This window comes from Niallia circulans, assembly GCF_007273535.1.
In the GTDB taxonomy this organism is placed as follows: Bacteria; Bacillota; Bacilli; order Bacillales; family Cytobacillaceae; genus Niallia; species Niallia circulans_B.
In genome coordinates, this window is record NZ_RIBP01000001.1 from 226,688 (window position 1) to 239,334 (window position 12,647).

The following is a 12,647-nucleotide window of genomic DNA, read 5'->3' on the forward strand; positions in this document are numbered from 1 at the left end:
CACAAATGGGCGCTTTTCTTGAATAAGTAGCGTCTTATTTGTCCCTACGATGGTTAACTAAATTTTGTTGAATTGTGAATGTTTTTACTTAAACTAACGGGAGGTTTAGTTGAAAAAAAAGGATTATTCTATATGGTCAAAATTAATCAGCACCCCCCTTAAGTTTTTACTTTATCTAGTATCTAAGGGTTACATGGAAAAAGTTAAAGTATAAACCGTAGCTCAAAATGCTTAATTGCTACCAGATGCATCTAGCAGTAAGAACGAGTTATATTTCCCCCAAAAAGGGAAATATAATTTACTTACAAGATAAAACAGTTTCATTAACAAATAGAAGAAAGAATAAACGAGAAATATATATAACTATAAGTCTATGAGACCGTCGAAACCACTGATATATATAGGGTTAGACGGTTTTCTTTGTGAATAGGCAGGGTGCCCCCGCTCCAAATATAAAAAGTAACTTCAGAAACGCCATATTCGTTACATAGGTACTTTCACTGAAGTATCGGAATGATATAATCCACTACTGTTATTTGAAATCGTCATTGTATTTTATGATAATATTATTACTCTCATCCTTCCATGAATTACTGTAAGGAGTTAACTAAGTGGTGTCCATAAAACGATACTAATTCCATCTACTAAAAATAAACTAGTAGAAAGTAATTTCACTCAAATAATATACGATTTTAATAAGATTACATTCAATATTGATGGAATCTATAAGTGGGAAGATATAGAATTTTAATATATTCGAGATAATTTTGGTACAGCAGGTGTGCCTGTTACATTCAGCAAATTTTATCGTGAATAAGAGTTTTTTGTGAAAAATATTAAATTGACAGCAAGAAATTACCTATGCTAGACTTGTTTCAAGGATTGTTACCGCTTTATTGCGAGCTATACCTTTGTTTTTTTTATATTAATGAAATTTAATTAAAGATGAATAGGGACTATCGATGAATGTTTATAAAGTAATTAATAATAATATCGTATTGTCTAAAAATCAAGATAATCAGGAAATTGTCGTAATGGGAAGTGGTATCGGCTTTAAGAAAAAAGTCGGTGATGGTATTGATGAAACCCGAATTGAGAATATTTATCTCAGTTCAAAGGAATGGAGTGTCAATAAATTAACCCAGATGCTTTCCGCTATCCCAATAGAACATATTCAGGTAGCAAATGAAATCATTAGCTTTGCAAAAATTTCACTTGGAAAAAAATTAAGTGAAAACATCTTCTTGACCCTGACTGATCATATTAGTTATGCAATTGAGCGCTATGAGAATGGTATGGAAATTAAAAATGCTCTTCTTTGGGAAATTAAGAGGTTTTATAACCATGAGTTCCTAATTGGCAAGGAAGCGTTATCAATTGTAAAAAACCGACTTGGGGTTGATTTACCTGAAGATGAAGCTGGTTTTATTGCCTTACATATCGTCAATGCAGAACTTGATATGGGACAAGTAAGTCGAGTTTCAGAAATAGCAAAGGTTATTCAAAATATCTTAAGTATAATAAAATTCCACTTCAAAATTGAATTGGATGAGTATTCACTGTATTATGAGCGGTTTATAACTCACTTGAAGTTTTTCTTCCAACGTTTGTATAGTGATGTTAAATTAAACGATGCAGGAACGACGAGTTTTATATGGATATTGAAAGAAAAATATAAAAACGAGTACGCTTGTGCATTGAAAATTAAGGAATATATAAAAAAAGAACTTGGTAAAGAACTAGAAGAAGATGAGTTAATTTACTTAGTAATACACATTAAAAGAATAACGAATGCTTAGGATTGTTACTGATTACAGCAGGCTATACCTAAATGAACACTCTATTTAGAGGATTCATTTAGGTATTTTTTTATTCATTTTTTATTTTATCAATTGGAGGAGACAGAATGAACTATCAAGAGTTAGGGAAATTAATCATTGACAAAGTTGGTGGTGAAGAAAATATTAAGAGTTTGAATCACTGTGCTACACGTTTGCGTTTTAATTTAAAAGATGACCAAAAAACAGATGAAGAAGCGTTAAAAAATACTTCGGGTATTATGGGGGTAGTTAACAAAGGTGGCCAGTATCAAGTCATTATTGGTAGTGATGTGGGCAATGTTTATAAAGAAATAACAAGACAAACCAATATTTTGAATGAAGAGGAAAAGACTAAGGAGGAAGATAAGCGCTCCACTTTTTCCAAGGTCATTGATACAATTACAGGGATATTTACACCGATTCTTCCAGCAATAACAGCAGCAGGAATGCTAAAAGCCGTTTTATCTGTTTTAGTTGTCTTTAATGTTTTAACAACAGAAAGTCAAAGTTATCAGGTTATAAATTTCATGGCTGATGCTGCCTTTTACTTTTTACCTATTTTGCTAGCAGCGTCTACTGCACAAAAATTTAAGGCAAATATGTATTTAGCTATAATGGTAGGAGGAATATTACTGCATCCAACTTTCGTTACAATGGTAAATACAGTTAAAGAAACTGGAGGAAGTATTAATCTTTTAGGGCTTCCAATTTCAGCAGTATCTTATTCTTCTTCTGTCATACCAATTATTCTTTCTGTATGGTTTATGTCTTATGTTGAACCGATAGCAGATAAAATTTCACCAAAGGCAATTAAGTTCTTTAGTAAACCGTTGATTACGATTTTTGTCGTAGGAACAGTCAGCCTTGTCGTTATAGGACCTATTGGTTATTTGATTAGTGATGCAATATCAAAGGGGATAACGACTTTAGAATCTGTTAGTCCATGGATCGTTCCATTGTTGGTTGGTACATTCTCTCCATTACTTGTAGCAACAGGTACTCACTACGGTCTAGTTCCAATTGGAATTAACAATCGGATGACAACTGGTTTTGATACAGTGATTTATCCTGGAATGCTTGCTTCTAATGTTAGCCAAGGTGCTGCTGCAATTGGAGTTGGTATTAAATCAAAGGATACTAAGATAAAACAATTAGCATATTCTGCTGGATTGACTGGCCTTTTCGGTATTACTGAACCTGCTCTTTATGGAGTAAATTTACGCTTTAAAACACCACTTTACGCTGCAATGATTGGTGGTGGAGTTGGTGGACTATTCATGGGGATATTTAGAGTTCGAAACTTTTCTGGTGGATCACCAGGCCTTCTTACTTTACCTAGTTATATTGGAGACAACACTTTAAGCTTTTTCTATTACGCATGTATTGGCGCTGTTATTAGTATTATCGTAACCTTTATCGCAACACTAATACTTTATAAAGATCCAGGCGTTGAAGAAGCATCTGAATTAAAAGAACCAGCAAAAAAAGAAAACCTGCTTTTAAATGGTGCAACATTATTATCACCAATGCAAGGTACTTTACACAGTTTAAAATACGTGGATGATGGCATGTTTTCAGAGGAAATATTAGGTCAAGGAGTTGCCATTGAACCATCGGAAGGTAAGGTTGTTTCGCCAATAAATGGTACTGTAAGCGCAGTCTTTGATTCGAAACATGCAATTGGACTTACGAGTGAAGACGGTATAGAAATTCTAATTCATATTGGAATTGATACAGTTCAACTAAATGGTGAAGGATATGAGTACTTTATTCAGAAAGGCCAAAAGGTACGTAAAGGAGATAAGTTAATTCAGTTTGACATGGAGGGGATTAGATCTAAAGGTTACAAAGTCGTAACACCAATTGTGATTACAAACTCAACGGAGGTTGGAGAAATACTAACAGCAAATGAAAAGCCAATAAAATTCGGAGAAGAAATTATTAAAGTAATGAAATAGGAGGAAGTACGATGGGATTTAGAAAAGATTTTTTATGGGGCGGTGCGACCGCAGCAAATCAATGTGAAGGCGGATTCGATAAAGGTGGAAGAGGGTTAGCAAATGTAGATGTTATTCCTACAGGCAGTGACCGCAGAAGTATTATTACAGGTAAAAAGAAAATGTATAATTTTGAAGAAGGATATTATTATCCTGCTAAAGAAGCGATTGATATGTATAATCATTTCAAAGAAGACATTCGCTTATTTGGTGAAATGGGCTTTAAAACGTATCGTTTATCGATTGCATGGACTCGTATTTTCCCTAAGGGAGATGAATTAGAGCCAAATGAAGAGGGCTTGAAATTTTACGAAGATCTATTTAAAGAATGTCATAAATATGGAATTCAGCCTCTAGTTACAATCACTCACTTCGATTGTCCAATGCATTTGATTGAACAGTATGGTGGTTGGCGGAATCGAGTAGTAATTGATTTTTATAAACGACTATGTAGAGTTTTATTTACTCGATATAAGGGACTAGTTAAATACTGGCTGACTTTCAATGAAATTAATATGATTCTTCATGCACCATTTCTTGGAGCTGGTATTTGTTTTGAAGAAGGAGAAAATGAAGAGCAGGTAAAATATCAAGCAGCACATCATGAACTTGTTGCAAGTGCAGAAGCAACTAAAATTGCTCACGAAATAGACCCGGAAAATAAAGTTGGATGCATGCTTGCAGCTGCTAGTTACTACCCTTACAGTTGTCGGCCAGAAGATGTCTGGGAAGCTAAGAAAAAAGATAGAGGGAATTATTTCTTCATTGATGTACAATCTAAAGGAGCCTATCCAGCATATGCTCTTAAAGAATTAGCTAGAAATAATATCTCCATTGATATGGTACCTGAGGACCTTGAAGTTCTAAAGCAGCACACTGTTGATTTTATTTCTTTTTCTTATTATGCTTCCCGTGTAGCAGCAGCTGAAGATTCTAATGTTGAAAAAACGGCTGGTAATTTATTTCCGACTATAAAAAACCCGTACCTCCAAGCAAGTGAATGGGGATGGCAGATTGATCCATTAGGTTTACGTATAACAATGAATGACTTATATGATCGTTATGAAAAACCTTTGTTTATCGTTGAAAACGGACTTGGGGCTGTAGATATACCGGATGAACATGGCTATGTGGAAGATGATTATCGAATTGATTATTTAGCTGCACATATTCAAGCAATGAAAGAAGCAGTTGACGAGGATGGTGTTGATATTCTCGGGTATACAAGCTGGGGTTGTATCGATCTAGTTTCAGCAGGTACTGGTGAGATGAAGAAGCGCTATGGTTTTATCTATGTAGACCGTGATAATAATGGTGAGGGTACTTTAAAAAGAACGAAGAAAAAGTCGTTTAATTGGTATAAGAAAGTAATTGAATCAAATGGGGAAGATTTAACGAATCAATAATGGGATTGATACTAATAGACTTATTTATCTAAATGGCCAAGTAATTTTAATATATTACAAAGGATGTACTGAAAAGTACGTCCTTTTTCGGAATAATTAATAGAGGCTGAATATCTATTGCGTTATTGGGGGGAATTAACTGACATTTCTCTTATGCTAATAAAATTTACCTATTACGGTGAGGGAATTGATATTATTACAACTAATATTAATAACAAATAAAGAGCCATATTATAGAAATAATATGGCTCTTACTATTGTAATTCTCTTGTTAACTAAGATTATTTAAAGTATTTACGTAAAGTAAAAGCAATTCCGTCTTCTTCATTTGAGCGAGTAACTTCATCAGCTACAGCCTTCAAATCGTCTACTGCGTTAGCCATAGCTACTCCAATGCCAGCATATTCAACCATGGTAGCATCATTGTGGCCGTCTCCGAAAGCAATCATTTCTTCCTTTTTGTATCCTCTAGGAATTAGTACTGTATCTAACGCTTTTGCTTTATCTATACCCTGAGCAGTAAATTCAAAGTAAAAGGGAGCTGTAAACACACAATTCAAAGTATCTTTGAAAGGCTCCATCATTTCTTTATAGTGTTTTTGAAGATAATCATCTGATCCGGCAGTTAGAATTTTATTTAGTCGATAATCAGCAAAAGCTGCCAAGTCATCTACTTCAGATAGTTTATATTTACCACCACGGGATTCGTACTTCATTATGTTAATTAAATTACCATTATACGTTATTTCATTATTGAAGACATCATTAACATACATATAGTTATCTTTATCAATCATAGGAATGACTTCAAATTTTTTCATATGCTCAAGCACGGCTTGACCTTGTTCGACAGTCATCGTTTCATTAAATAAAACTTCATCTGTTTCACAATCCACGACTTTTGATCCATTAAAAGAAACTAAGAGTCCATGATGCTTTTCCATTTCTAACTCTTTCGCCAAATCTCTTAATCCAGATGTTGGTCTACCGGAAGCAAGAACTAAGATAGCACCAGCTTTTTGTGCTTTTAGTAAGATTTCTTTTGTTTTTGCAGAAATTACTTTTTCATTATTAGTTAATGTACCATCAACATCCATAATAATTACTTTAATATCATTCAAAATTGAATCCTCCCTTGATTAAACCGATTATAAGTATATTATATATAATATCTTATATTTATTTTTACTTTAAATTGCTCTTACAATATCAATATTATATTATTTGTGTACACGTTTTCTATCGAAATTGGGTTTAATAATATCAAAATCGTATATTTTTTGGAGGTAATTATGAATTCAGCATTGGAGATATTTTCGGATTCATCAGAACGAATAAACTATAATTTACCTGATTTCCCTTTGTATGTGCGGAAAGGAAGATTACTTCACTTTGATAAATATGTTGCACCAAGTCATTGGCATTCCGATTTAGAATTCATTTTAGTACTTGATGGCAGGATGGAATATTATGTTAATGGTCAAACGGTCAGTATTGAAAAGGGTAATGGAATTTTTGTTAATAGTAAACGTATGCATTATGGATATTCTAACAATATGAATGATTGCCACTTTATTGTTGTAGTTATTCATCCCATATTGCTTGGTGAGCACACTCAATTAGGAAAAGTTTACCTAGAGGAAAAATTCGGATTATCTACGGAAGACTATATATTATTGAATAAACAAGTTCAATGGCAAGAAGAAGCACTCACAAAATTAATAGAAATATTCGAAGAAATGCATCAAAACGCAAATCCACTTCGTTTAAATGCCCAAGTTATGTCTCTTTGTGCAAATATAGGAGATCATATACAAAAAGTCCCTAGGAACCATGTTGATGATAATTCTTGGGAGACAGTCTGGAAAATGACAACCTTTATTCATGAACATTATGAAGAAAAAGTAACACTTGATGACATTGCCTTTGCAGGAAATGTTTGTAGGAGTATCTGTTGTAATTTATTTAGTAAATACATTGAACAAACCCCCAATAATTATCTAATAGGCTATCGAATTCAAAAAAGTTGCGAAATGCTAAAAGAAACAAATAGGTCAATTAGTGAGATAGCAATTGCATGTGGTTTTCAAAGTGGAAGTTATTTTTCCTATACTTTCCGTAAGAAAATGGGGTATGGGCCACAAGATTATCGAAAGCGAATTACAATAGCCAGTCCTCGTTCTACTTACTAAAGTTATAATTTAAAAAGTTCTAATGTATTTTGTCACATCTAATTAAGTAGTATGAATGAGGCTGAGTTATAATCATATAAACTAGCATAAAAGTCGAACTATTTTATCATTTATTGATTAGTAGTTCGACTTTTTGTATTTTCGGTTTTAATACAATAATTAAAAATCTTAGTGATTGGAGCGGAGTACATTTGATTCCTGCAGGAAATAGAGGATAGGATGAGACCCTGCAGGCTAAGGGAAGGAGGCTCGAAATTTGCTCGTGTGGAAAGCGAGTGAACGTACTTGCAATGAAAATGAACTGATTTTAATGCGTGTTCTATTTAGTCATAAGCTTCAGTTAAAAAATTTAGATGAAATTTCATTATTCGTGTTTAGATAGGTTATCTAGATTGTTGTCTCTGTTGTCTCAACCTTTATTTTTATTGATTTTATGTACGAGTCCTAAGTAGAAATATAAAGGATGATTCTTATGAAATATACGATTTCGAAAGAATGATATTTGATTTTGATGGACGCGATTTATGTAAACATATACAATTTATTTATATTTAGGATAAGAAAGAGGGGGTGTGAAGTGTCAAAACAATTAAAGAAATCACAAAGTGAATTTAATCGTACCCTTAATACTTCTTTGTTTTCGTTAGTATTACCAATAGCCTTTCAAAATTTAATTTCAGCAGCTGCCATTGGGGTAGATGTTATAATGCTTGGTGTAATTAATCAATCTGTAATGTCAGCCGTATCACTTGCGGGACAAGTAACATTTGTATTGTCGCTATTTTATATGGGTATTTCAACTGGAGCAGGGATACTAACGGCTCAATATTGGGGAAGGAATGACGTAAATGTAATTCAACGGGTATTTAGTATTACTAGTATATTTTCACTGAGTATATCGATAATATTTTTTGTTTTTTCATTTTGCTTTCCCGAAGTGTTAATGCGATTACTTACAAATGATACAGAGTTAATTTACTATGGAAAGATCTTTTTGCGAACTGTATCGTTCTCGTATATAGCAATGGGACTATCTCAGGTTTATTTTAGCGTGATAAAAAGTATGGAGAACGCACAATTCAGTGCATGGATTAGTTCCATTTGTCTTTTTCTTAATATTGGATTAAATGCACTTTGTGTTTATGTATTCTTTCCAGGCATGCCAGAAAAGGCCATTACAGGGGTAGCAGCGGCAACGGTTTGTGCTAAGTTCGTAGAGCTAGGATGTTGTATCATTCATTCAATCAGATACAGCCAAGTTAAATTTCACCTACCATTAAAAGATAAAATTAATCGTCAGTTACGCAAAGACTTCCTAAAATATACAATTCCTATACAGGCTAATTATTTTGTATGGGGCGGTGGCTTAACAGTTGCTACTTCCATAATCGGACATGTAAGCGCCGATATGGTTGCGGCAAACTCTATCGCAACCGTAGTCAGAAACTTAGCAGTAGTGTTTTGTGCAGGCATTTCTAGTGGAGGTGCTGTGCTGATAGGAAAATATTTAGGAAGTAATGACACAGTGATGGCAATAAAAGCATCTAAAAGAATTAATTTATATGCATTGCTTTTAGGTATTGTAGCAGGTGTGACTATATTGATGATAAAGCCGTTGGTGTTCCTTATAGTAGATCTAAACGTTAATGCCCAATCATACTTAGATGGTATGTTGTATGTATGCGCTTACTATTGTATTGGTAAGTCCATTAATTCAACAATCATTGGTGGATTTTTTCCAGCTGGAGGAGATGCGAAATTTGGGCTTTGGTGTGATATTGTTGTAATGTGGATTATAGTATTGCCAATAGGCTATATGAGTGCATTTGTGTGGAATTTACACCCTATATTACTGTATGCAGTACTCAATTTAGATGAAATTCTCAAGTTGCCGTTGGCTGTATATCGTTACAGTCAATATAGATGGGTTAAAAATATTACAAGAGAAGTGGCATCAAATGAATAATGTTTTTTATATCCCATGTGAAAAATAGAATGATTAGGAGAGATGACATATGACAATGAGAGAAAGAATCCATTCTGGAAAGCTATTTACTGATTATTGTGAAGGATTACCAGAGGATAGAATGCAAGCTAAAAGAAGAATGATGGAATTTAATGCTACAAGCCCAGATGCATTAGCAGACAGAGTTCAAATAATGGCAGAAATATTCGGTAAAGAAACAAAAGCCTGGATAGAACCACCATTTTACTTCTGCTATGGCACAAATATTGAAATTGGAGAAGGTACTTACATTAATTTTAATTGTAATTTTGTTGATGACACGAAAATTATCATTGGAAAAAAAGTATTGTTTGGTCCGGCCGTAACGATTGCTACTGTTGGCCATCCAATTAATCCTAATTACAGAGAGTATATGTATGCTGAACCAGTAAAAATCAAAGATAACTGTTGGATTGGAGCTGGAAGTATAATATGTCCAGGGGTAACCATTGGTGAAAACAGTGTTATAGGGGCTGGAAGCGTAGTGACAAAAGATGTTCCAGCTAACTCAGTTGCTGTTGGTAATCCTTGCAGAGTATTGCGAACAATAAATGAACATGATATGGAGCACTACTATAAGGACAGAAAAATAACACAACAAGATTTAGATGAAGAAGCAAGTTTAAGGTAGTGTAAGATAAGCTAGGTAAAAAATAAAGGTGTGAGTGGCGAAAATATTTCCCCACTCACATAAAAAGTCTGAATTTTAAAATAACATCTTGTTGTAAAGGCGAGGCTCATAATGTTGAAATATCAGTATATTGCTATTGAAATGGAAAGGTATATTACAGAAAATTCATTACAACAAGGAGACAAGTTACCTATAATTGAGACGTTAATAAGTCACTATAAGGTTAGCAAAAGTACTATTATAAAAGCACTTAAACTTATGGAGGACAAAGGAATTGTTTTTTTGGTGAGAGGAAGTGGTATTTTTGTAAGAGGCCAAAGCAGACAAGGTTATGTTAATCTTTTGCCATCCCAGAAATTTGAACAAGTTGATCATAATACTTCTCCTGCTTGGCGAAAAGTAGTCGGCATGGATATAGTAGGTGCATTACCAGAGGTTGCAAAAGCTCTTGGTCTAGAAAACTGCTCAAAAGTATATACCGTAAAGTTTGTTCATTATCTGGAAAAGCAAGTGTTATGCATGGAACAAGTGTTTTATAATAAAGATATTATTTCTTATCTGGACAAAGAAATAATATCTAATTCAATTAATAATTATTTGAAAGACGTCTTAGGATTAAAAATAGGTTTTTCGGATATTTATTTGAATTTGGATAAACTGAACACTGAAGAAGCACGTTTTTTTGGATTGAAATTAGGGGATCCAATGCTGTGTAAAGAAATCATTTACCATCTTACAAGTGGGCAGCCATTCTGTTACTCAAAAGCAATATATCACTATAAACAGGCTAAATTCGTTATTAAAGGAAATAGTGTTAATTCTTTATGAATTAACTTTAATCACTATACATAAAATTGTTTTTTTAATTATAAATTTTACTTTTTTAAGTTGTTTAAGAAGTAATAGATATATAAGAAATTAATGGGGGATAGCCCAAAAAAGCACTAAAATAATCGCTGGAAAAGTATAAGTAAATATAGTTCTTATGATTACGATTATTAAGAAAACTACTCGGAATTAATTTGTATTTGAGGTGAAGATTGTGTTGAGAAGCGAGGTTATTGTTAATCTTCCAAGAGGTCTTCAGGCAAGAAACACTTGTTATTTTGTTTCAATTGCTTCTAGGTATGATTGTAAAATATATATTATTTATAAGGGAGTTACTAGTGGGGTTGATTTAATGGATATTATGAATCTAAATGTTTTAGAGAAAGACGAAGTAATACTAGTTGCTAATGGAAAAGATGAAAAGGAAGCTATTTCCACTTTGGAGGAATTTCTAAGCGAGGGAAAGTTGGATAATAACTACTCAAGATAACAGAAATTGAAACTGCGTATTTAAGAGATAAGTGGTTGTTTATTATGGGATGTTTATTGATGAATGCTATGGAAATGAATCTAAAGCTGCTGATCAGGCAGCCTTCTTTAGTTATTGTGCGCTCTAATCGTGACTCCTTTCTTTTATCTAAATGCTACATATTGCTTGATAACAAGAACCTCCCGTTGAAAATCATATAAAACATGATACTTACAGAAAAAGAAAGGATAAATTGAAATAAAATATCCCCTCTATTTAATTAGTATATTGCTAACCATTTCAATAAATAAGTTTGTTTCTCTGGCAAGCTTATTGTCGTGTTTTTTAATCCAACCAAAGGTGAATGATGTGTCAAAGAAATCTTCCGTTTCTAAAGCAATGATTTCTTCTTTATATGGAAAGTTTTGATTGAATTCGGCCGAAATATCATGACCGATAGTTATAGCATCGAGTTTTATAATAGTATTGGTGATTATTTGGGTATCAGTTGTTTTAAGAAAAATATTAATAGGCCCATATAAGCGGTTGAAGTTTGATATAAAGCTTTGTACATATTCATCTTTATACAATACAAATAATTGCTCTTTAAGTACATTGGGTTTAATGATTTCCTTTGTTTTCGCTACAACGGAATCTTTTGAAGTGAAGACTAACAGTTTCCCTTTTCTAACAGGAGTGAATTGAAATCCGGTAACTGCATCCATATTTTTTTTGTTGATGGCGATAAAGCCGATATCAATTTTGTCATTTTTTAAATCTGCAAGGATATCCATACTTGATTTTTCATTAATCTCAATCTTTAAGTTTGAGTCATTTTTTTTGAAATCTAAATAAGTATCAACTATTGGTCCAATCAAACCAGGTATGACGGTTATACGTAGTAAATCATTTAAATGTTTAATTTGTTTTACTTCGTCTTCAATCTGATAAATCGCTTTTAATGCATTTTGAGCTTTTTCTATTAGGAGATCTCCTTCTTTTGTTGGCACAGTACCGGATCTAGTACGATTAAATATTTTGATATCTAGTTCAGACTCCAATTTAGTAATTGCTTGACTTAAAGCAGATTGACTAATATTTAATGTTTTTGCTGCACCTGCTAATGATTTTACTTTTGCAACTTCCACTATATAGGTTAACTGTTCTATGTTCATGTAATCATTCCTTAAGTAATACTTATAACATCATTAATTATATTAACTTTTGCGTAAGTATTCAAATTGCTATAATTATTTTTGTAGGCACTTACATTTATAAAATGATAAAAAGGGGACGTTA

At 33.0% G+C, this 12,647-nt stretch carries 11 protein-coding genes; 9 read left to right on the plus strand and 2 right to left on the minus strand.

The genetic code is table 11. The features are described 5' to 3' along the window. Positions 1 to 962: 962 nt before the first annotated feature. The 3 genes from licT (at position 963) to CEQ21_RS02015 (ending at position 5,223) form a co-directional block, all read left to right on the plus strand. Entirely contained in the window at positions 963 to 1,799 is an 837-nt protein-coding gene (gene licT / locus CEQ21_RS02005) for a BglG family transcription antiterminator LicT (protein WP_185763019.1), read from the plus strand. 107 nt (positions 1,800 to 1,906) lie between these two features. Next, positions 1,907 to 3,778 (plus strand): beta-glucoside-specific PTS transporter subunit IIABC, encoded by a 1,872-nt coding sequence (locus tag CEQ21_RS02010; protein ID WP_185763020.1) that lies wholly within the window; start codon positions 1,907 to 1,909, stop codon positions 3,776 to 3,778. Positions 3,779 to 3,789: 11 nt separating this feature from the next. Continuing rightward, positions 3,790 to 5,223, plus strand: a complete 1,434-nt coding sequence (locus tag CEQ21_RS02015; protein ID WP_185763021.1) for a 6-phospho-beta-glucosidase — start codon at positions 3,790 to 3,792, stop codon at positions 5,221 to 5,223. 281 nt (positions 5,224 to 5,504) lie between these two features. Here the strand turns inward: CEQ21_RS02015 and CEQ21_RS02020 are convergent, their stop codons facing one another. Then, the gene (locus CEQ21_RS02020; RefSeq protein ID WP_213087332.1) at positions 5,505 to 6,320 is read right to left on the minus strand and encodes a Cof-type HAD-IIB family hydrolase; all 816 of its coding nucleotides are present in this window, start codon (positions 6,318 to 6,320) and stop codon (positions 5,505 to 5,507) included. 195 nt (positions 6,321 to 6,515) lie between these two features. Between CEQ21_RS02020 and CEQ21_RS02025 the strand changes: the two genes are divergently transcribed. The 6 genes from CEQ21_RS02025 (at position 6,516) to CEQ21_RS02050 (ending at position 11,569) form a co-directional block, all read left to right on the plus strand. Then, positions 6,516 to 7,415, plus strand: a complete 900-nt coding sequence (locus CEQ21_RS02025; RefSeq protein ID WP_185763023.1) for an AraC family transcriptional regulator — start codon at positions 6,516 to 6,518, stop codon at positions 7,413 to 7,415. A gap of 577 nt (positions 7,416 to 7,992) precedes the next feature. After that, positions 7,993 to 9,381, plus strand: coding sequence for an MATE family efflux transporter (locus CEQ21_RS02030; protein ID WP_235907142.1), 1,389 nt, complete (start codon positions 7,993 to 7,995; stop codon positions 9,379 to 9,381). 49 nt (positions 9,382 to 9,430) lie between these two features. Beyond that, on the plus strand, positions 9,431 to 10,051 hold the full coding sequence (locus CEQ21_RS27210) for a sugar O-acetyltransferase (protein WP_185763024.1): 621 nt from the start codon (positions 9,431 to 9,433) through the stop codon (positions 10,049 to 10,051). 111 nt (positions 10,052 to 10,162) lie between these two features. Next, a complete protein-coding gene (locus CEQ21_RS02040) occupies positions 10,163 to 10,879 on the plus strand; it encodes a GntR family transcriptional regulator (RefSeq protein WP_185763025.1) in 717 nt (238 codons plus the stop codon). A 217-nt stretch (positions 10,880 to 11,096) separates the two neighbouring features. Further along, positions 11,097 to 11,369 (plus strand): HPr family phosphocarrier protein, encoded by a 273-nt coding sequence (locus CEQ21_RS02045; RefSeq protein ID WP_185763026.1) that lies wholly within the window; start codon positions 11,097 to 11,099, stop codon positions 11,367 to 11,369. A gap of 59 nt (positions 11,370 to 11,428) precedes the next feature. Further along, positions 11,429 to 11,569: a hypothetical protein gene (locus CEQ21_RS02050; protein ID WP_185763027.1), complete on the plus strand. Its 141-nt coding sequence runs from the start codon at positions 11,429 to 11,431 to the stop codon at positions 11,567 to 11,569. Positions 11,570 to 11,620: 51 nt separating this feature from the next. Here CEQ21_RS02050 and CEQ21_RS02055 read toward each other — a convergent pair whose 3' ends face one another. Next, positions 11,621 to 12,523, minus strand: coding sequence for a LysR family transcriptional regulator (locus CEQ21_RS02055; protein ID WP_185763028.1), 903 nt, complete (start codon positions 12,521 to 12,523; stop codon positions 11,621 to 11,623). Positions 12,524 to 12,647 lie beyond the last annotated feature (124 nt).